The following is a 21,783-nucleotide window of genomic DNA, read 5'->3' on the forward strand; positions in this document are numbered from 1 at the left end:
CTCCTTTATTGAAAAAGGATTTGTAAGAAACCAACTACAATTTGTTAACTATTTATGGGGAATACATTAATAAACATAGTACAACAACTTCTTAAAAGAAATCGAATTCCTTTTGATAAGGAAGAATTAGCATTTCAAATACAAAGCCATCCATCGTATCCTAGTTTACACGCTATAACAGGAGTGTTAGATCATTTTAATATAGAAAATGTAGCAGCAGATGTTCCTGTTAACTCAGAAACACTAGAGCAATTACCTTCTTGTTATATCGTACAAGTAAATGATAGTACTGGACAGAACTTAACTGTAGTTGAAAAAAAGAAAAGTGATTATATTTTATATACCACAGAAGGCAAAAAAGAAAAGATATCAGAAGAAGAGTTTTTAAAGAAGTTTACAGGGATTATAGTAGCTGTTGAGAAAACAGATACGATACAAACTAGTAAAAAAACTAGTAAGATTCCTCAATATGTAGGTTTTGGAATCATAAGTATGTTAGCAGTTTTCTTAGTGTTAAAAACAACTGGTTCAGTTTTTAGTATTTCTCATTTATTGCTATCTATAGTAGGAATTGTGGTTAGTGTAGCTATCGTAAAACAAGAATTAGGCTTGCAAACTTCTATTGGCGATGCTTTTTGTTCTGGAGCAGATGATAAAAAAGATTGTGATGCAGTTCTTACTTCAAAAGGCGCAGAAATAATAAAAGGGTATAAACTAAGCGACTTCAGTATTTTATACTTTTCAACATTAACCCTTTTAACCTTTTTAGAAATAGCCACACCAGCTGTTTCTTATACAATAAGTTTAGTCGCCATTCCTATAACATTATACTCTATTTACTATCAATATGCAGTAGTAAAAAAATGGTGCTTATTATGTTTGAGTATTGTTGGTTTATTATGGGTACAAGCATTAATTCCTGTACTAACAAATACTTATATTTCTAGCTTTGTGCCTAGTGATTATGTTGTTTTAGCAATTATAGGAACAAGTACATGGTTGGGATGGAGTTATGTAAAACCTCTTATCTCTGAAGTAACAGAATTACGAAAAGAAAAAATAGAAGGAGTTAAATTTAAAAGAAACTACACTTTGTTTGAAGGTATGCTAAATAAATCCCCTCAAAGAAATACAACATTTGATAAAAACCAAGAGATTGTTTTTGGAAATCCGACCTCAAATTTAGAAATAGTTGTTGTAACCAATCCTTTTTGTGGTCATTGTAAACCAGTTCATAAACAAGTAGATGAGATTTTACATAAATATAATGATTCGGTTAAAATAAGAATACGTTTTAATATAAACACTGAAGATAAAAGTGGTAATGCAGTAAAAATAACTAGTCGATTATTAGAGCTCTATAACAACAATAAACAAAAAGAATGTTTAGAAGCTATGAGTGAGATTTATGAAGATGGTAATGTTGATTTATGGTTAAAGAAGTGGGGAGCGACTAATAATAGTGACTACTTTTTATCTGAATTAGAAAGAGAAAAAGAATGGTGTAAAAACAATGCTATTAATTTCACTCCAGAAATTTTAATAAATGGAAGATCATTTCCAAAAGAATACAATAGATCAGACTTAATTTTCTTCATCGAAGAACTAGAAGAAAATAGCCAAACAATAATGAGTAAAATATAAGAACATATTCTCTCGCGAAGAATAGACATAATCGGTGAATGTCTTAAAATGATCACCGCTAAAAACAACTTTAATTATGAAAAAATCAATTTTAAATTTAGGGAAAGCTCTAAATAAAGCGGAACAAAAACAAGTAAGTGGTGGTAGAAAACAATGTGACACAAATTTTGATCGCATATGTGAAGATTTTGGGAGACAATGTGCTGAATCATACTGTCGTTTATTTTTTATACTTAATTAAAAATTATGAAAAAATCGATTTTAAACTTAGGGAATACTTTAAATAAAAAAGAACAAAAACAAATTAACGGAGGTAAATGGAGAGCGTGTTCATCGATAGAGATAGCTGCTGGTTGTTACCATATTAGAACTGGTTGTTTTTGCCCTATAAGTTCTTTTTAATTCATCATAAAACAAGTTCAAAAACAACATCATTATGAAGAAATCAATTTTAAACTTAGGAAATGCTTTAAATAATGTAGAGCAAAAAGAAATTAACGGAGGGCGTCGTCCTAAATACATCTGTAATGCTGATGGACCAATAGTAGTTTGTACTTTTCCACAAACATGTACTTTAGGTAATAATGGATGGTATTGTAGTTAAAATAAAAACAAATTATGAAAAAATCAATTTTAAATTTAGGAAATGCTTTAAATAAAATAGAGCAAAAAGAAATTAACGGGGGTAGAAAATTCTGTACAAGCCATGCACAGTGTCCTGCTAACCAATGTTGTCAATCACCTCCTACTTCAAGTAGTGGAGTATGTGGAGCTGCAAATAATGGTCAAGGTTTATGCAATGGGCAATTACCTTTTGAAGATGTACCATTTGGAGAAATACCAATGTTTTAACTTAAAAGGGCTGTATTTAGCCCTTTTTTTATTTTAACAAAAAATGAGTGCTATAATCATTCTCTTATTAACAATACTAAAATTTTTATTTATGAAAGAATCAATTTTGAACTTAGGAAGTGCTTTAAATAAAACAGCGCAAAAACAAATTAATGGAGGTAAAAAAAATTGTAATACACATAATGATTGCGGACCAGGAGCTTGCTGTAATACTTCAAGATTTTGTCAACTTTTTGGAGCTCCAAATTCAGGCGGGCTTTTATGTGATGGCTCTTTATTAATTTTTTAAGAATACTTATTTAAAAGACACCTATAATTACAAAAAAATGATTTTCACATAACTTTTATTTAAATCTTATGTGAAAATCAAATTATTCAATAAAAAATTAACTTCTTGTATAAGTATATATAAAGGATTAAATTGCAACGGCTTCCTAATTTATAGATGTAAAAATTGCTACGATAAATAGAGCTATTAAAATGTAGAACATAAAAAGTTTTCACTTTATATTTAAGAAGAGAACTATTAAAATAATTAAATTTTTCATTTGAAGAAATTTCCAAATTATAAGCAAACCGAGGCAAAAGATTGTGGCCCAACGTGTATAAAAATAATTGCAAAGCATTATGGTAAAACAATCAACACACAACAACTAAGAAAACTAAGTGAAACAACCCGAGAGGGAAGTAGTTTATTAGGTTTGAGTGAGGCAGTTGAATCTATGGGGTTTAAATCTTTAGGAATTAAACTTGCTTTTAGCAAACTTAGAGAAGCTCCATTACCTTGTATTATTCATTGGAATAAAAACCATTATGTGGTTCTTTATAAAATAAAGAAAAATACTGTATACGTATCGGACCCTGCTCATGGACTTATTACTTTTACTAAAGAAGAGTTTATTCAACATTGGATAGGAAACAATGCTGATGAAAATACAGAAGAAGGAATAGCTTTACTAGTTGAACCTACTCCTAGGTTTTATCAAGAAGAATTTGAAGAAGATGAAAAATTTGGGTTCTCATTTATATTCAAATATCTTTTCAAATATAAAAAATTCATCATCCAACTTATTATTGGGTTATTAGCTGGTAGTTTATTACAATTAATCTTACCCTTTTTAACACAGAGTGTGGTTGATGTTGGTATAAAAAATCAAGATCTTAACTTTGTGTATTTAATATTATTTGCACAACTATTTTTATTTGTAGGAAAAGCCTCTTTAGAAATAATACGTAGTTGGATTTTATTGCATTTAAGTACTCGTATTAATATCTCGTTAATCTCTGACTTTTTTATCAAACTAATGAAACTTCCTATTTCTTATTTTGATGTAAGAATGACTGGAGATTTATTACAACGGATTAATGACCACAAACGTATAGAACGAATTTTAACTACCTCTTCATTAACGGTGTTATTTTCATTCTTTAACCTTATTATTTTCAGTTTAGTTTTAGGGTTTTATAGCCTACAAATATTTGGCGTATTTGTTTTAGGAAGTGTTTTGTATTTTGGTTGGGTTTTGTTTTTCTTCAAAAAAAGGAAGGAACTAGATTATAAACGATTTTCACAAGTTAGTCAAGAACAAAGTAAAGTTATTGAGCTGATAAATGGAATGCAAGAAATTAAACTTCATAATGCAGAAAGACGAATGCGTTGGAACTGGGAGTATGTTCAAGCTCGTTTATTTAAAGTAGCTACCAAAAGTTTAGCATTAGAACAAACCCAAAGTGTAGGATCAAACTTTATCAATGAATTAAAAAATATGTTCATTACCATTTTATCTGCCAAATTAGTAATTGATGGGCAAATTACTTTAGGTATGATGATGGCTATTAGTTATATCGTTGGGCAATTAAATGGTCCTATTGTTCAATTAATCAATTTTATGAGAGATGTGCAAGATGCACAAATATCTATCGATAGATTAGGAGAAATTCATAATATGGAAGATGAGGAAAAGCCTGAAGATGAAAAAGTAACTCATATCCCAGAAAAAGAACCTATAAAACTTAACAATATATCTTTTAGATATACAGGAGGTTTGGAACCTGTATTAAAAGATTTATCCTTAGAAATTCCTGCCAATAAAACCACTGCTATAGTTGGGGTTAGTGGAAGTGGAAAAACAACCTTAATGAAATTATTACTTGGTTTTTACCAAGTAGATACTGGAGATATAAGTATAGGAAACTTTAATTTAAAAAATATTTCTCAAAAAGAATGGAGAAGAAACTGTGGAGTAGTAATGCAGGAGGGGTATATTTTTAATGATTCCATCGCAAAAAACATCGCTGTTGGAGAGGATTATGTAGATAAGGAGAAATTAGCACATGCTATAAACGTAGCCAATATAGCTGATTATATAGAGGGTTTACCTTTAGGATACAACACAAAAATAGGTAGTGAAGGAAACGGGCTTAGTACAGGGCAAAAACAACGATTACTAATTGCACGATCAGTATATAAAAATCCAAAGTTTTTGTTTTTTGATGAAGCGACTAGTGCATTAGATGCAAATAATGAGAAAGTAATTATGGGGAAACTGAATGAGTTTTTCTCTAATAAAACCGCAGTAGTTATTGCACATAGATTAAGTACTGTTAAAAATGCGCATCAAATAGTAGTGCTAGAAAAAGGAAAAATTATAGAAAAAGGAACACATCAGGAATTAATAGCATTAAAAGGAAGCTACCATCACCTAGTTAAAAATCAACTAGATTTAGGTAAATAAAATATAAAAACGTCATAACGAGGAATGAAATAACGAAGTTATCTCTTTAAAATTAGATCACTCCATTGGTCATGACAAAAATATTCTCTCGCGAGGAATAGACATATACCTTGAATGTCTTAAAATGATCAAGGGTTTAATAAATCAATTAAATCTTTTTAAAATGAAAAAATCAATTTTAAATTTAGGAAAAACCATAAACAAAGCTGAACAAAAACAAATTAATGGAGGACGAAGAGCTTGCTCTCCTTTCTTTTTCTGTGCTTTTGACTGTGAAGATGGAGACGCTTGCGCTGTTCCAAATGGAATGGGTGGTGCCAACAGAGGTACAATAGTTAACGGACAATGTTGTTTATAAAAGAATAAAAATTGTTTTTTATAACAATAATTCCTTACAAATAGTAAAATTCCGACAGCTAACCAAACTAAAATAATTAGGTGTTTTATTACAATTAGGTGAAATAAAAAGCAATTACAATTCAATAATTAAACTATTAAAAATCAATACAGGTTCTCATATAAGAATCTGTATTGATTAAAATTTAAATATATGCCAGAAAATAATCAAGACATAGAAATACGAAGTGAAGAAGTACAAGAAATATTAAGTTATGTGCCTAATTGGATGATTCGTTGGGGAAACACTTTGTTTTTTTTATTAATTATCATGTTATTGTTCATTTCTTGGTTTGTAAAATATCCTGATGTAATAGCAACAGAGGTAATGGTAACTACTTCTTTTCCCCCAGAGAAAATCTATGCAAAATCAGCTGGCCAATTTGAAGTTTTTTTAACACATGAAGGGAAAAAAGTAACTAAAAATGAAGTATTAGCTGTCATAGAAAATAGTGCTTCTTATAAAGATGTTTTATTATTAAAAAGTATTACAGATACAATAAATAAAGAAAAAGAAATTTTTTCTTTTCCCATTGATAAGTTACCTCCTTTATTATTAGGAGATATTACAACCAGTTATTCTCAATTTGAAAATCAATATTCCGAATATGTTTTAAATAAAGAATTAACACCATACAAATCAGAATCTTTTGCTAACAGGATGACTGTTATTGAAGCTAAACAACGATTACAAATTTTACGTTCCCAAAGAGAGTTTAGCAGAAAAGAACTAGAAATAAAACAAAAAGATTTAGAACGAAGTATAAAAATGTTTAACGAAGGTGTTATTTCAGCTAAAGAAAAAGAGCAAAAGGAAATAGAAATATTACAATCGAGAAGGGCATATGAAAATTCAGAAAGTTCAATTTCTCAATTAAGAGAGTTTATTAATAATTCAAAGAAAAACTTAGTAGGAACTACTATTAAGAAAACACAAAACGACACTCGTTTAAAGAAAAAGGCTATTCAGTCGTTTTTATATTTACAAAAAGCAATAAAAGATTGGCTTAAGCAATACGCTTTAACTAGCTCAATAAATGGAAAAGTTTCATTTTTAACATTCTGGAGTGAAAATCAAACTGTAAAAACAGGCGATTTAATATTTACAATAATTCCCGAAAAAAGTGATTCTTTTATAGGTAAAATAAAAGCACCTGCAGCAAATTCAGGGAAAATAAAAAAAGGCCAAAAAGTACAAATACAACTATTGAATTATCCTTCAGATGAATTTGGAGAACTTAATGGAAAGGTGAAATCAATATCTCCAATAGCAGATGCGGAAGGAAATTATTTAATAGATGTAATGTTGCCTCAAGATTTAAAAACTACTTATGATAAAAACATAGAGTTTAGGCAAGAGATGAAAGGTACAGCTAACATAATAACTGAAGATTTACGTTTGATAGAACGATTTTTCTATCAACTTAAAAATATTATTAAATAAAAGAAATTCTCTCGCGAAGAATAGACAAAACCTTGGGTGTCTTAAAATGATCAAGGATTACTAAATTCTAAATTTTTTAATCATGAAAAAACAAATTTTAAACTTAGGTAAAACGTTAAATCGAATTGAACAAAAACAAATTAATGGAGGAAGGTTTATTTGTTGTTATAACAATCCAATTTGTCCTCCAACAAATGAAACTTCATGTATAGTAATAGCAGGAAGATGTCATTATATAGCTGGAGAAGGTGTTTCTTGTTAAGAAAAGCTTTAATTAAAAAAGAGTTGGTTTAAAGCCAACTCTTTTATATATTAATTATTTAATAAACAAATCTATTACATTTTATCAAGCTTTTTTTGCGCAACTAAGGCTGCAAAACTTCCTAATACATCACCTTTAAAATATAATTTTATCCCTCCATTTTTCATCACTTTAAAACTTAAAAAACCTGTGTTTTTAGGTACATCTCCTAATTCAAAAGGTTTATTAAACCCCTCTAAAACTGCTTTTTTTAATCCTTTTAATAATTTATCATGCCCTACTCCCGATGTATGGATATGCCAATGATCTAATCTTGCTTTTAAAGTACATGCTACTTTTCCATCTGGATTTTTATCACTCTCAAAAGCAATTCTTAACGTTATTGTATATGAAGGATTAGGAATAAAAAAAATACCACTCTCATAATTACCGCTAATTTTGAAAGTAACCTTTCTATTTTTACTACGTGTAAAATCATACCCAGTATCACTAACGGTTGAAATACGTACAGATTCAACATTTAAATCTTTCTGATCCTTTGCTTTTTCTTTAAATATTTTCTCAAACATTTTTCTAACTTTTGCACCGCTTAAAGATGCTGTATGAGGCTTTATTGATTTATTTTTTGCCCAATAAATAACTCCATTTTGAAAATCGCTAAACCATTCTACTTTGCTTGGATCAATTCTAATTTCATCAGAAGTAGGATAACCAAAAGTACCTCTCTCCCAGCCTGTCTTAGCCCAAGTATGACGAATTCCTCCTCTAACTAATTTTGGACCAGTTGTAGGATGCCAATATATACTTCCATTACCAGTAAAATGATTAAACTTCCCCCTTCCATCTGGAGTTGTAGTTTCATCGGTTGCTGGTATAACTAAATCATTATTTGGACCTCCAACAGAATTATACTTTTGCCTAATTGCTCCATGTATTTCATGAGGTCCTGTTTGTGAAGAGCAATAAATGTCACACTTTTGAAAAGTTACTCTCTTTCCTCCTCTTACTGATGTAGGGCTATTAATATTTGACGTAGCACTTCCTGTAAAACCACTCCCCAATGTTTGTGCTTTTGCCTTAATACTATTTTCACAATCAGTTTCATCTATCACTACATTTGACACCTGTAATGTAATATCAGCATAATCTCCTCCTTCATCAGTATTTCTAACTCTAAATGATATTGTTTTATTTTCATTTATACCTACAAGTGTATTTTTTGAAGCCTTACCATCTAAATCTCTACTATTAGTTGAAGCTCCCTCGTAAAGTTTTGCTGATTCTTTAATTGATAATGTACCATTTGTATTTTGTTGGAAATTAATAGTTAGTTCTATCCGAACTTCTCCTCCACATTTCCCCATGAAAAACAGTTGATTCGTTTTTTTTGAACTATCTAAAAGAAATATCCCTGAATTTCTAACAGTTCTTCGTTCATTAGATCCGAAAGTTTCATGATCTACTATATTCATTACTGATGAATAACTTATTTTGTTTTGCATTTTTAAATTATTTTAAGTTAATTTTTTGTTTTACAAAGCAAGCATCAAAATCGCCTTAAAAAAAACATAAAACACTGTTTTAAAACATGTTAAATACTATTTTTTATACATTCAATAACCTCAAAAAGCAATAGGTAAAACTCTAAATTAAGTCACCATAGATAACGATTACTATTGTTCTTTGATTTTAGAAGTAAATTTTTACTATAAATTATTTTATCATTATCAATGTATAACAACAAAAAACACTAAATTAGCAGGCTTTCTTCGAAAGAAATTAAATTTAAAAATTACATGAGTATGAGTCCAAATGACGATAGAAAAATTAGAGAAAAATTACAACAGAAAACTTGGAATGAAGTAAAAACAAATGACTCTTGGGCCATTTTTAAGATAATGGCAGAATTTGTTGAAGGATATGAAAAACTTAGTAAAATAGGACCATGTGTATCTATTTTTGGTTCTGCACGTACAAAGCCTGATCATCCATATTATAAATTAGCTGAAGAAGTTGCTTTTAAATTAACACAAAGCGGATTTGGTGTTATTACTGGTGGTGGACCTGGTATTATGGAAGCTGGTAATAAAGGTGCAAATAGAGGAAAAGGTACCTCTGTTGGACTTAATATAGAGTTACCTTTTGAACAACATGATAATCCTTGGATTGATCAAGGAAAAAGCTTAGATTTCGACTACTTTTTTGTTAGAAAAGTTATGTTTGTAAAGTATTCTCAAGGTTTTGTTGTTATGCCTGGTGGTTTTGGTACTTTAGATGAACTTTTTGAAGCTATCACTCTTATTCAAACTAAAAAAATAGGTCGTTTCCCTATTGTTTTAGTTGGTAAAAAATTCTGGAGCGGATTAATTGACTGGGTTAAAAACACTCTTATTGAGGAGGGAAATATTAGTCCTGAAGATTTAAATTTATTTAGAATTGTAGATACAGCAGATGAGGCCGTTGAACATTTTAATAAATTCTATGCTAAATATGAATTAAAGCCTAACTTCTAAAAAAATAAACTATATTTAAAACTCGTTACCTATGTAACGAGTTTTTATTTTTTGGTATTTTGAAAAACACTTCTTTTTATTATTTTCTTTTATTCATTTTAAACTGCGCTATAGGTATAGCGCAAACAAATTCAATAAAATCAGTAATACGTTTAAATGATAGTGTTAATACATTAGATATTCAGCAAAAAATAATTTTTTACAATAAATCGGACACTCCTCTAAAAAAAATATTTCTACACAATTGGGCTAATAGCTTTAAAAACAATAACACTCCTCTAGGAAAACGCTTCATTGAAGATTATCAAAAAGATTTTTATTTCTCCAAAAAAAAAGAAAAGGGCTATTCTAAAATTAAAAATCTAACTCTTAATTACCTAAAAGTTCCATTTAAAGAGCTTGAAAACCATTCAGATATCATTGAAGTATCTTTAAAAAAACCTTTAAAACCAAAAGATAGCGTCAGAATTTCTATTATGTACACTATCAAAGTTCCGAGTGCTAAATTTACTGGTTATGGAAAAACTAAAATGGGTTATCATTTACGCTTTTGGCAAATAGTTCCAGCCATATACAATGAAAAGTGGCACATTATGAGTAATTTGAATATTGATGATTTATACCAAGATGTTGCTAATTATGTTATTAAAATAGAAATACCCAAGAAATACACTTTAGAAAGTAACCTATATCAATCTGAAATTAAAAAAGAAAATACTACTAGTTACCACCTAGTTGGTAATAAAAAGAAAGATATTATTCTGCATATCAATCAGGGAAAAAAATTCAAATCTTTTAAAACAAAAACTCAAGAAATTAAAACAGATGCTTATACTAAGAATATATCATTAAAAACTACTACTAGTATTATTACAAAACAAATTCAATTTATAGAAAGTTATATAGGTAAGCACCCACATACAGAAATTTTTGTTGATGCTAATACTATTAATAAAAACTCTTTACATGAAATATATGGACTACCTAGTTGGCTTAAACCATTTCCTAAAAACTTTAGGTGGGAAATTAACTTTTTTAAAGCCTTAAGTTCTAAATATATTAATGATATTTTACTTCATAATCAACGTAATGACTATTGGTTTTCTGATGGGTTACAAACATTTTTAATGATGGAGTATTTAAAAAAGCATCATCCTAAAACAACGATTCTAGGTAAATATTCAAATTACTGGCCTTTAAAATTTTATAATATAAGTAAACTTAAACAAGGTGATAAATTTGCTTTTGTATATCAATTTAGCGCTAGAAGGTTTTATGACCAATCATTATCAACACCAGCTGACTCTTTATCGAACTTTAACAGAAAAATAGTTAGTAAATACAAAATAGGCTTAGGCTTTAAATATTTACAAGATTTTATTGGCGATAGTATTTTTCAAAAATCTATTAAACAATATTTATTCAAAAATCACTTAAAAACAGCACCAAGTACTTCTTTCAAATCTATTTTAAAAAATAACACCAAGAAAGACTTAAATTGGTTTTATACTGATTATTTAAAAACAACAAAAAAAATAGATTATAAAATTACTTCTGTAAAGGAAAACCAACAAAAAGACTCTTTACTTGTAACAATAAAAAATAAACGAAATTTCTCGGCTCCAGTAGCTCTATACGGTATTAATAAGAAAAAAATTAAGTTTAAACAATGGATTACCAATGTTGATTCAACAAAAACTATCAAAGTTAAAAAAGGAAATTTTAATAAACTAGCCTTAAACTATGAGAATATTTATCCTGAATATAATTCTCTTAACAACTTTAGAACAACAGATAATAAATTGTTGAGTAAACCTTTTCAATTAAGATTTTTAAAAGATGTTGAAGACCCCTACTACAATCAAATTTTTTATAAACCTGATTTTAAATATAATTTATACGACGGAGTCATTTTAGGAATTAAAATAAACAACCAACCAATTATTCCTCATAATTTTAACTTTTCAATAACTCCAAACTATAGTACGAAAAGCAAAAACTTTACGGGAGCTTTTTCTATAGGATATGATCATTTTATGCAAAATTCATCTATCTATAAAATCAGATACGGTATTAGTGGTAGTAATTTTCATTATGCTCCTGAATTAGGTTATAACTCACTAGCCCCTTTTGTAAGTATTTCTTTTAGAAGAAAAACACTAAGAGATGTGGGGTCAAAATTTTTGACTACTCGATTATTTTATATTAATAAAGAAGTAGAACCTGGAGCTGAAATCACCGAAAGGGATAGGTACAAAGTTCTTAACTTTAGATATATCTACAACAAACCTAATATTATTAAAAGACTTCAATATGCAGTTAATTTTGAATTGGGTAATAACTTTACAAAGTTATCTACTGATGTGAGGTATCGTAAGTTTTTTGCTTCAGACAAAAGTTATGATTTTCGTTTTTTTGGCGGAATGTTTATTACCAATAATTCTATTGGTGATTATTTTAGTTTTGGATTAAACAGAAGCTCTGATTACTTATTTGAGCATAATTTATTTGGAAGATCAGAAAGTTCTGGGCTTTTTAGCCAACAATTTGTTATTTCTGATGCAGGATTTAAATCAAAATACAATACCCCAAAAACAGCTAATCAGTTTATACTAGCTGCGAATTCTAGCGTTAGTATTTGGAAATGGACTCAGGTTTATAATGATATTGCCATGTTAAAAAACAGAAACCAATCACCTGAGTTTTTCTATGAAAATGGAATTAAAATTAATTTTATCCCTAATATCTTTGAATTTTACTTCCCTATATATACAAATCAAGGTTGGGAAATAAATAAATCTGCATATCCTTCAAAAATAAGATTTGTAATTACAACTAATATTGATAGGATTTATAATTTTATACGAAGAGGTTTATTATAGAATATTCAAAAATACTTCAAATTTCATCTTTTTATTGAGAAATATTCAATAAAAAGATTGATTTTTAAAATTCAATTAAAAAAACTATCTTTGTAACCGTTCCTAAATTTGATGACTTATGATGCAAAGTACCGAAATAGCTAATACTCAAAAACTTTCTTTTAATGATTTTAAAAAAGAAGTACTAAACGATTACAAAATTGCTCGTATTAGTAGAGAGTGTAGTTTACTTGGTCGTAGAGAAGTGTTGACAGGAAAAGCAAAATTCGGAATTTTTGGTGATGGTAAAGAAGTTCCACAATTAGCAATGGCTAAAGCCTTTAAAAATGGAGATTTCCGTTCAGGGTATTACCGTGATCAAACTTTTATGATGGCTATTGGAGAATTAACTGCTCAACAATTTTTTGCGGGTTTATATGCTCATGCTGATATTAACCAAGATCCTATGTCTGCTGGACGTCAAATGGGAGGTCATTTTGCAACACATTCATTAAACGAAAATGGTGAATGGAAAAACTTAACTGCTCAAAAAAACTCGTCTTCAGATATTTCTCCTACTGCTGGTCAAATGCCACGTTTATTAGGATTAGCTCAAGCTTCTAAAATTTACAGAAATGTTAAAGGCTTAGAAAATCACACCTCATTTTCAAATGAAGGGAATGAAGTAGCTTGGGGTACTATTGGTAACGCTAGTACTAGTGAAGGTTTGTTTTTTGAAACTATTAATGCTGCTGGAGTATTACAAGTCCCTATGGTTATGAATGTTTGGGATGATGAATATGGAATTTCTGTTCATGCAAAGCATCAAACGACTAAAGAAAGTATTTCAGAAATATTAAAAGGTTTTCAACGAGATACTAAAAATAAAGGATATGAAATTTTTGTTGTTAACGGTTGGGATTATGTACAATTAATCGATGTTTACAACAAAGCCTCTAAAATAGCTAGAGAAGAGCATGTACCTGTATTAATTCATGTAAAAGAATTAACACAACCTCAAGGTCATTCAACTTCTGGTTCACATGAAAGATATAAATCTAAAGAACGTTTACAATGGGAACAAGATTTTGATTGTGTTACTCAAATGCGTAAATGGATTTTAGAGTTTGAATTACAAGATGAGGATGGCAAAGTATTAAAATTTGTTGATTCTGAAGAAGATTTAATAAATATAGAAAAAGAGTCTAAAAAATCAGTTAGTAAAGCTAAAAGAGATGCTTGGGCAGCTTTTACTGGTGAAATAAAAGCTGAAACAAAAACTGCTATCAGCTTACTTACTAGAATTTCTGAGAAAAGTAGTAATGGTACATTTATTTCTAAATTAAAAAATGATTTAGAAACAATTAATGAACCTATTCGAAAAGATATTTTAGTAGCTACTCGTAAAACATTACGATATTTAAAAGATGAAAACTTTTCTGAAAAAATAGAACTTCAAAATTTTATTAAAAAATATTTACAAGAAGCTTATTCAAAATATTCTTCTCATTTAATGAGTGAAACTGAAATGGCTACCGGTAATATTCTTGAAATAGCTCCTGAATATACTAGCGAAGAAAAACTAGTAGATGCTAGAGTTATTATGCGTGATAACTTTGATGCAATCTTAAAAAAGCACCCTGAAGTATTAATTTTTGGTGAAGATGCTGGTTACATTGGAGATGTAAATCAAGGATTAGAAGGCTTACAAGAAAAATTTGGTGAATTCCGTGTTTCTGATACTGGAATTAGAGAAGCTACTATTTTAGGGCAAGGTATTGGAATGGCTATGCGTGGTTTAAGACCAATTGCTGAAATTCAATATTTAGATTACCTATTATATGCTTTACAAATAATGAGTGACGATTTAGCTACGCTACGTTACCGTACTTTTGGTAAACAAAAAGCTCCTTTAATTATCCGTACTAGAGGACATCGTTTAGAAGGTATTTGGCATGCTGGTTCTCCAATGGGAGGAATAATAAATAATGTAAGAGGTATTCATGTTTTAGTTCCAAGAAACATGACTAAAGCTGCAGGTTTTTATAATACCTTATTAGAAGGTGATGATCCTGCTTTAGTAATAGAGTGCTTAAACGGTTATCGTTTAAAAGAAGAATTACCTACCAATTTAGGAGATTTTAAAACCCCAATTGGTGTTGTTGAAACAATTAAACAAGGAACAGATATTACTATTATATCTTACGGATCTACTATTCGTATTGTGGAAGAAGCTGTTAAGGATTTAGCTCAAGTAGGAATAAGTGTTGAAATTATTGATGCTCAAAGTTTATTACCTTTTGATTTAAATCATGACACTGTTAAATCAATAGCAAAAACAAACAGGTTATTAGTAGTTGATGAAGATGTTCCTGGAGGAGCTTCAGCTTATTTATTACAAGAAATTGTAGAAACTCAAAATGGATATAAACATTTAGATAGTAAACCTGCAACATTAACTTCTAAAGCTCACAGACCTGCGTATGGTACTGATGGAGATTATTTCTCTAAACCATCTGCAGAAGATGTATTTGAAAAGGTGTATGAAATTATGCATGAATCTAACCCTGAAAAATTCAAAAGTCTTTACTAAACAAAGATTTACACATAATAAAAAAGCGTTTTTAGAAATTTCTAAAAACGCTTTTTTATTAGTTAAGTTTATATATTATTTAGCTACTTCTTCTACCTTAACATCTTTTACATCGATAGCTACATTTTTTGTTTTGTAATCAGCAATTTTACTTTTCAAAACATTAATAAATTTTGAAGAAGATAAATCTTGATTATTAATAACCTCTTCTAATGCTTTGATTCTTTCCGTCATTGTTGATTTAGACATTGCTGACCTGGCAAATTTAGCAGTAGCTATATCTATTTCATCATTTGATATATTAGATGATTTTATCCAACCTTCTTCAATATACTCTCCCTCCGCTCTACGGCCTTTAACCTTCATCCAATCACCTTTATTCTCTGTTATAGCTATAATATCCATTACACTGTATTTTTTATCAGTTTTAGTAAGTAAATCTGGCCTTTTATACATACTTGCTTCTTCTAACATAGCTCCAACTTTTCCATTAACTGCTAAAAAAGTAGCTCTGGTCCATCCTTCCTTTCCATCAGTTAATTTTACTTTGTAATACAACTTCTTTGTTGTTGCATCAGTTTCTTCTTCTTCAGTAAAAGTAACAGTTTCTCCTAAACTCATAGAAGTTATCCATTTTCCTTTTGCTGAAGGAGTTTCTCTTATAGACAACTTATCAAGTAAACAAATAGCTGTACTTGTTTTCACTTCTGATTCTTCCGTTGCTGTTTCTGCTGTTTTTTCCGACTTATCGCCTCCTTTACAGCTCATAAATAAAATAGACAATGAAACAATTGTAATAAATAGTTTTTTCATTTTTAGTAAATTTTATAACAAATATATGAGTTTTACAAAAAGAACAGATTAAATGATTTTATAATATATCATTATTTCTTAACAAGTCATTCCCTATAGCACACTCCAAACAACGATATTTCTCACAATAATTATTTTTAAGTTCTAACAAGGACTGCGTTTCAAAAGCATTTTCTGAAGTTATTTTTAATTCAGAAAATTTACTGATAACACTATTTTTTTCTGGCTTCAATTCTTTTATTAAATTCAATATGTCATCTTCATTTACTCCTCCTCTGCTCTTAAAAAAAACAAACTTTAACGGAATCACTGTATTAATAATTAACAAATCAATAAATGACTTAGTTAACCTTTTAGATGATTTTTTACTCCTTGTTTCAAAAGTGTAATGTTCTTTCCAAAAATTATTGATTTCAACTAAAAACAAATCATAGAACTCATTTAGTTTTTTACACTTCATTAATTTAGAAAATAGGTTTTGATGGGTATGCATTAATGCTACTAACTGTGCAAATCGAATCGTTGGAAAATTTGCAGGCCGCATTCTAAAAAACTGAAATTGATTTTTCTTTAACGATTTTAATTGATATTTATGTTTCAAGTATTCATATTCATTTTTCAACCCTAAAAAGTATTTATTTTGGATATCCTCTTCTAAAAAACCAGCTTGCCCAAATAATAATGATGTTAAAATATATTCATCAAAACAAGTTTTTCTCAAAATTGAATAATCAAAAGATCTTGCTAATTTGAAAAACGCTTCTCCATTTACTTTTAAACCAAAATTCTTAGCTAGTAATTTAAATAACACAGCTTCATAATCATTATTAGATTCTTCTAACAGTTGATTAACCAAAATTGATTTAGCCTCTAGCCTTTCAAAATATAACCTTTCCATCCAATTTTTCAACAAGAAACTATCTACAGTAGAAATTTGCTTTTGACAAGGTATCCATTTCAAACTTTTTGATACTAAATTCAAAAAATTATCACTTAAATTTTTATCTACATAATTACATAACTCTAACGTTGGTAAGGGCTTATTATTTTTCATAAAAACCTCTGAATCATGTTCCCAAACGACATGTAATATTACTGCATCGTAATTTTCATCTGACTCATGTTGATGTAAATACCAATCAGATGATTTTACATGTATTTCTACATTACCAACCCAAGTTTGTGCATTTATTTGAAGTTGTGCATTTAAAAAATCAGGCCCTGAATTTGTATTTGGCATTCCTACTTTTATAACATTTAAAGACTCGCTATTAGTAGTAGTTATTTTGTGAGTACTAAATAACATGTGCAACCACACATAGTGTAAAAAATCTTCTTTCATAAAAACAATTAATTAGCAATTTAATTTGATTAAAGGTATAAAAAAATCAAACAATTAATGTTTTTTCAATTTTAACTCTATAAAAAACAACAAAGTAAGAACAAAACACCAACATGTATAACTTTTAAAACTCCTCTCTTAAACAATCAATGTAATCCATCTTCATTATAAATGATTAAAACAATAGCTTTATAAAATTAAACAATCGTTTTTGTATTATAATTCTTATTTCTATAGTAATTTTGTATCATAAAAAATATAAAAATGAATAGTATAGAAAATTTACAATGGCGTTATGCTGTTAAAAAATTTGACGAAAATAAGTCACTTTCAGAGACTCAAATAAACACTTTAAAAGAAGCATTTAACTTAACCGCTACCTCTTATGGATTACAACCTATTAAATTAGTGGTTATCCAAAATAAAAACATTCAACAACAATTAGTTGAACATTCTTGGAATCAACCTCAAGTAGCTCAAGCATCACATGTTTTAGTTATATGTATTCAAAAAGAATATACTACAAATGACATTGACAACTATTTTTCCTTAGTTAAAAGCATTAGAAATACCCCTGATGAAATTTTGACTCCTTTCAAAGAAATGCTAACTAATTCAATAGCTTCAAAAACTCAAGAAGAATTAAATATATGGAATAAAAATCAAGCATATATAGCCTTAGGTAATTTAATGACTGTAGCAGCTAACGAAAGAATAGATAGTTGTCCTATGGAAGGTTTTATTTCTGAAAAATATGATGAAGTGTTAGAATTAGATAAATATGGTTTAACATCTGTATTAGTTCTACCTGTAGGTTTTAGAGCTGAAGATGATTACATGAAAGACTTAAAAAAAGTTCGTAAAAAAACAGAAAACATGATAATTGATTTATAAATCAATTATCACCCCAGTATACCCTCTTCAAATAATAAATATTTTATTTAAAGAGGGCTTTTTTCATAAAAAATTAAGTGTTATAATATGACTGTTATTCTTATTGATATACTTTATGGAAAAACCATAATACTCAACGATTCTTTGTACTAATGAAAGCCCTAAACCTGTAGAGTCTTTATTAATACTTGATTTTTTAAATCTCTCAAATAATTCTATTTCATTCACTTTTAACGGTTCTCCAGTATTTTTATAATTAAACTTGTCTTATTTAAAACTAATTCTAACTCTCCATATTCTATATTATGTTTTATAGCATTAATTATTAAATTATTAAACAAAGTATATGCTAATGCCTCATTTATTTTAACCTTATATCCCTCAACTAAGCTCATTTTTAAATTTATATTCTTCATTTGAATTAACTCCTCAACATTACTAATTATTTCTCGTAAAAAATCAGCTACATTTAATTCTAAAGTTTCAATAAATTGATTATTATCTATTTTAGATAAAAAAGACAAATTCTCTTTAAGTTTAGACAACCTATCTGTTGATTTATAAATATTATTAAGCGCTATTAACTGATGCTCTGTAAGATTAGAATCTTGAATTAATAACTCTACCTTATTTTTTATAATTGCTAACGGTGTTTGAATTTCGTGAGATATGTTTTCGGTATACTCTTTGAGGTTTTTATAGTCTTTAACAGCTTGATTTACCATTAAATCTAATGACGTATTTAGCTCTTCAAATTCGATTACTTTCGTTTTCTTAAAAAATAACGGGTTAGGTTTTTTAACATTAAACTTCCTTATTTGTTCTAATGTACTATAAAATGGTTTCCATATTTTTTTAAACACAACATTACTTATAAAGAACATCGTTAAGAAAAATAAAGCTCCGACGAAAATTATAATATCAGTAATCCCTTTTAATAAATACTCTGTAGAAAGTAGTGATTTTGCTATTGTTAAAACATAAAACTGGCCTTTTACCTCACTAGAAAAAATAATTTTTCTATAGTTCAATTCTTTTTTATAAAACTTATTATATAAAATAGTGTCTTTTACAATTGTTTCTATTTTAGGATTTTCCTTTACCTTTTTTATATAAATATTATCTCCTATATTTAAACTATAGGTACTTAGTATATTTTCATGACTATAAAGCTCCTCTATTAGCTCTTCTTTTTCTGCATATAACTTCTTATTAAATTCATTATATATTGTTTTTTTAAAAACAATATAAGAAGACGAAGCTCCAATGATTGACATTATAAACAACCCTATAAAATAATATAGATTGGAAAAATTGAGTAATTTTAACTTCATTGATCAGAAAATTTATAACCTAAGCCATATACAGTTTGAATATAATTATTACCATTTTTAGCTTCTATTTTTTTTCGAATATTTTTTAACTGCGAGTAAATAAAATCATATGAGTTGGTTCTTCCCATAATGTCTTTCCATAAATACTCCGCTATAGCATCTTTAGGTATCACTCTATTAATATTTGACATAAAATATAACATCAATTCATATTCCTTTTTAGTAAGCTTAAGACTACTACCATTAACTTTTACCCATTTTTCATCTGGGCATAGTATAATTTCTTTAAATACTATATAATTTTGTCCTTCAAATTTTTTTCTTCTAAGGATTGATTTTATTCTTGCGTTTAACTCTGCAAGATTAAATGGTTTTGTAAGGTAATCATCAGCCCCAATATCCAATCCTTTAATTTTATCATCGATAGAATTACGAGCGGATACAATAATAACTCCAGCTTTAGACCTCATCTCTTTAATTTGAGTAATTACATCTAACCCACTCCCATCTGGAAGATTGATATCTACAATAATACAATCGTACTCATCATCCCAACTTTTCTGCTTAGCAACTAGTAAATTATTAGCCAATTCACACTCATATTTCTCTTTACTTAAATATTCTAGAATAGCCTCCGCTAATAAAATTTCATCTTCAATAATTAAAATCTTCATCTTTCAAAAAAAACACAAATCTATATCTTTTCTTTCAAAAAAAGCTCTGATTATAAAGCTTTTAAAAAAAAAACAAACATTTATAAAATCTACAGATTCTCTACAGAATGTAAATTTACTTTTGCCAAGATTTTAACATTACTCACTATTATTTTATTAAATATAGATATGGCAATTATAAAGAAAACAACATTACTACTATTTTTTTTCCTTTCACAAATATCATATTCTCAGACTGAAAATGATTATACAGAAGTAATAACCAATTTACGAAAAAGCTATAATTTAAAAGATAGCAAAAAAATATTTGAATCTTTTTCTTCTGATTTAAAAACTACATTCACCTTAGACAAGGTGAAACATTTTATTGAAGATTATCATAAATCGGCTGGTATTATGGGCTCTTCTTCCTTTTTGATAGATGATAATGATGCTAAAAGGTTTTTAACCGAATTTGATCATAACTCTTTACTACTAATAATTGGAATATCTCCAAATAAAAAAATTACAAAACTAATTCTTGACGATTATTAATACGATAAATTAAAATAAAATGAAAAAACCTTTTTTTTACCATAGTTACTTTGCGTTGTTTCTTATAACAATCCTTAGCCTTTTTAACAGCAATAAATCTTACGCGCAAGCTAACCCCAAATATGGTATGCTCTCTTTTAATAAAGCTATTAACATTTCAGAGAAACAAAGTATGTTAATTCAAAGAATGGCAAAAGATTATCTCTATGCTTTAGATAATCCACAAAATAAAACAGTCTTAAAAGATCTTTTAACTAGTAAAATTATTTTTGAAAAGCAAAATCAAATATTAAAAAATAATTCAAGCAGTACGCTAGTTAAAAATAGAATTGAAGCTGTTGAAAACATATGGGACAATTTTAAAAAACTTATTGAAAAAAAACCTAGTTATGAAAATGCTAAAAAGATAATTAATACTAATACACTATTACTTAACGCTTCTGAAAAAATAGCACTGTTTATCTCTGGTGAAGCAAATCAAGCTAACAAAGAAATAAGCCATAACGCAAATTTCCTTGAAAGAGATGCGAATTTAAAAAAGGTTATTATTATTTCTGGAAGACAAAGAATGCTTGCCCAAAGATTGGCTCTTTATTATTTAGCTAAAAATAAAAACTTAATAAATAAAAACTCGAAAAAAACCTTAGAAAAGACTTACGATGAAATGGAAACATTAAACACTCCATTGTTAATTTCAGATTTTGATAGTGATATGGTAGATGAAAAAATAGCAGAAACGTTAACTATCTGGGATTCTTTAAAAAAAGAGAACCTTAAAAGTAAGAAGTATAGTAATAACGAAATTTATAAAACAACAAATAAACTAACTAAAGCCTACAACAAAATAACATCGTTGTATGAGCATACTAAGTTTTAATATATAGAAATAATC

22 protein-coding genes are annotated in these 21,783 nt (G+C 28.2%); 16 read left to right on the plus strand and 6 right to left on the minus strand.

Features of this window, described 5'->3' with window-relative positions; all coding sequences use genetic code 11:
* Nucleotides 1-54: 54 nt before the first annotated feature.
* From BLV71_RS02830 to BLV71_RS02860, 10 genes are all read left to right on the plus strand, one after another.
* Nucleotides 55-1,644 carry a vitamin K epoxide reductase family protein gene (locus BLV71_RS02830; protein WP_093869071.1) on the plus strand — a complete coding sequence of 530 codons (1,590 nt, stop codon included), beginning with the start codon at nt 55-57 and terminating at the stop codon, nt 1,642-1,644.
* Between the two features lie 76 nt (nt 1,645-1,720).
* Entirely contained in the window at nt 1,721-1,885 is a 165-nt protein-coding gene (locus tag BLV71_RS18435; RefSeq protein ID WP_176974336.1) for a hypothetical protein, read from the plus strand.
* Nucleotides 1,886-1,890: 5 nt separating this feature from the next.
* On the plus strand, nt 1,891-2,046 hold the full coding sequence (locus tag BLV71_RS18440; RefSeq protein WP_158530832.1) for a hypothetical protein: 156 nt from the start codon (nt 1,891-1,893) through the stop codon (nt 2,044-2,046).
* Nucleotides 2,047-2,080: 34 nt separating this feature from the next.
* Nucleotides 2,081-2,248, plus strand: a complete 168-nt coding sequence (locus tag BLV71_RS18445; protein ID WP_158530831.1) for a hypothetical protein — start codon at nt 2,081-2,083, stop codon at nt 2,246-2,248.
* A gap of 14 nt (nt 2,249-2,262) precedes the next feature.
* Nucleotides 2,263-2,496: a hypothetical protein gene (locus BLV71_RS02835; protein WP_093869072.1), complete on the plus strand. Its 234-nt coding sequence runs from the start codon at nt 2,263-2,265 to the stop codon at nt 2,494-2,496.
* A 91-nt stretch (nt 2,497-2,587) separates the two neighbouring features.
* Entirely contained in the window at nt 2,588-2,785 is a 198-nt protein-coding gene (locus BLV71_RS02840) for a hypothetical protein (RefSeq protein WP_093869073.1), read from the plus strand.
* Nucleotides 2,786-3,044: 259 nt separating this feature from the next.
* The gene (locus BLV71_RS02845) at nt 3,045-5,231 is read left to right on the plus strand and encodes a peptidase domain-containing ABC transporter (protein ID WP_093869074.1); all 2,187 of its coding nucleotides are present in this window, start codon (nt 3,045-3,047) and stop codon (nt 5,229-5,231) included.
* A gap of 163 nt (nt 5,232-5,394) precedes the next feature.
* A complete protein-coding gene (locus BLV71_RS02850) occupies nt 5,395-5,589 on the plus strand; it encodes a hypothetical protein (RefSeq protein ID WP_093869075.1) in 195 nt (64 codons plus the stop codon).
* 192 nt (nt 5,590-5,781) lie between these two features.
* Nucleotides 5,782-7,071 (plus strand): HlyD family secretion protein, encoded by a 1,290-nt coding sequence (locus BLV71_RS02855; RefSeq protein WP_093869076.1) that lies wholly within the window; start codon nt 5,782-5,784, stop codon nt 7,069-7,071.
* A gap of 82 nt (nt 7,072-7,153) precedes the next feature.
* Complete coding sequence (locus BLV71_RS02860) at nt 7,154-7,333, plus strand: hypothetical protein (RefSeq protein WP_093869077.1); 180 nt, start codon at nt 7,154-7,156, stop codon at nt 7,331-7,333.
* Nucleotides 7,334-7,407: 74 nt separating this feature from the next.
* Here BLV71_RS02860 and BLV71_RS18730 read toward each other — a convergent pair whose 3' ends face one another.
* The gene (locus BLV71_RS18730) at nt 7,408-8,835 is read right to left on the minus strand and encodes an LGFP repeat-containing protein (protein WP_218131762.1); all 1,428 of its coding nucleotides are present in this window, start codon (nt 8,833-8,835) and stop codon (nt 7,408-7,410) included.
* Between the two features lie 300 nt (nt 8,836-9,135).
* Between BLV71_RS18730 and BLV71_RS02870 the strand changes: the two genes are divergently transcribed.
* The 3 genes from BLV71_RS02870 (at nt 9,136) to BLV71_RS02880 (ending at nt 15,300) form a co-directional block, all read left to right on the plus strand.
* Nucleotides 9,136-9,846, plus strand: a complete 711-nt coding sequence (locus BLV71_RS02870) for an LOG family protein (protein ID WP_093869078.1) — start codon at nt 9,136-9,138, stop codon at nt 9,844-9,846.
* Between the two features lie 59 nt (nt 9,847-9,905).
* Entirely contained in the window at nt 9,906-12,728 is a 2,823-nt protein-coding gene (locus BLV71_RS02875) for a gluzincin family metallopeptidase (RefSeq protein ID WP_255405093.1), read from the plus strand.
* A 118-nt stretch (nt 12,729-12,846) separates the two neighbouring features.
* Nucleotides 12,847-15,300 carry an alpha-ketoacid dehydrogenase subunit alpha/beta gene (locus tag BLV71_RS02880; protein ID WP_093869079.1) on the plus strand — a complete coding sequence of 818 codons (2,454 nt, stop codon included), beginning with the start codon at nt 12,847-12,849 and terminating at the stop codon, nt 15,298-15,300.
* Nucleotides 15,301-15,375: 75 nt separating this feature from the next.
* Here BLV71_RS02880 and BLV71_RS02885 read toward each other — a convergent pair whose 3' ends face one another.
* Both BLV71_RS02885 and BLV71_RS02890 read right to left on the minus strand, forming a co-directional pair.
* Nucleotides 15,376-16,113 carry an SH3 domain-containing protein gene (locus BLV71_RS02885; protein WP_093869080.1) on the minus strand — a complete coding sequence of 246 codons (738 nt, stop codon included), beginning with the start codon at nt 16,111-16,113 and terminating at the stop codon, nt 15,376-15,378.
* A 58-nt stretch (nt 16,114-16,171) separates the two neighbouring features.
* Nucleotides 16,172-17,455 carry a DUF2851 family protein gene (locus BLV71_RS02890; RefSeq protein ID WP_093869081.1) on the minus strand — a complete coding sequence of 428 codons (1,284 nt, stop codon included), beginning with the start codon at nt 17,453-17,455 and terminating at the stop codon, nt 16,172-16,174.
* Nucleotides 17,456-17,719: 264 nt separating this feature from the next.
* Here BLV71_RS02890 and BLV71_RS02895 point away from each other — a divergent pair, with 264 nt between their 5' ends.
* Nucleotides 17,720-18,349, plus strand: a complete 630-nt coding sequence (locus tag BLV71_RS02895) for an NAD(P)H-dependent oxidoreductase (RefSeq protein WP_093869082.1) — start codon at nt 17,720-17,722, stop codon at nt 18,347-18,349.
* Nucleotides 18,350-18,412: 63 nt separating this feature from the next.
* On the opposite strand, the gene BLV71_RS18985 is transcribed toward BLV71_RS02895, so the two are convergent.
* Genes BLV71_RS18985 through BLV71_RS02905 form a run of 3 tightly spaced genes read right to left on the minus strand, consistent with a single transcriptional unit; the run spans nt 18,413 to nt 20,357 of the window.
* Entirely contained in the window at nt 18,413-18,577 is a 165-nt protein-coding gene (locus tag BLV71_RS18985; RefSeq protein WP_143032749.1) for an ATP-binding protein, read from the minus strand.
* A gap of 2 nt (nt 18,578-18,579) precedes the next feature.
* A complete protein-coding gene (locus BLV71_RS02900; RefSeq protein WP_176974338.1) occupies nt 18,580-19,626 on the minus strand; it encodes a sensor histidine kinase in 1,047 nt (348 codons plus the stop codon).
* A 53-nt stretch (nt 19,627-19,679) separates the two neighbouring features.
* Entirely contained in the window at nt 19,680-20,357 is a 678-nt protein-coding gene (locus BLV71_RS02905) for a response regulator transcription factor (protein ID WP_093869084.1), read from the minus strand.
* Nucleotides 20,358-20,525: 168 nt separating this feature from the next.
* On the opposite strand from BLV71_RS02905, the gene BLV71_RS02910 reads away from it, so the two are divergent.
* Together BLV71_RS02910 and BLV71_RS02915 are read left to right on the plus strand one after the other, a co-directional pair.
* Complete coding sequence (locus BLV71_RS02910) at nt 20,526-20,891, plus strand: hypothetical protein (RefSeq protein ID WP_093869085.1); 366 nt, start codon at nt 20,526-20,528, stop codon at nt 20,889-20,891.
* Between the two features lie 187 nt (nt 20,892-21,078).
* A complete protein-coding gene (locus BLV71_RS02915) occupies nt 21,079-21,768 on the plus strand; it encodes a hypothetical protein (RefSeq protein ID WP_158530880.1) in 690 nt (229 codons plus the stop codon).
* Nucleotides 21,769-21,783: the final 15 nt, after the last annotated feature.

Origin of the sequence: Tenacibaculum sp. MAR_2010_89 (assembly GCF_900105985.1) — a bacterium.
Classification (GTDB): Bacteria; Bacteroidota; Bacteroidia; order Flavobacteriales; family Flavobacteriaceae; genus Polaribacter; species Polaribacter halocynthiae.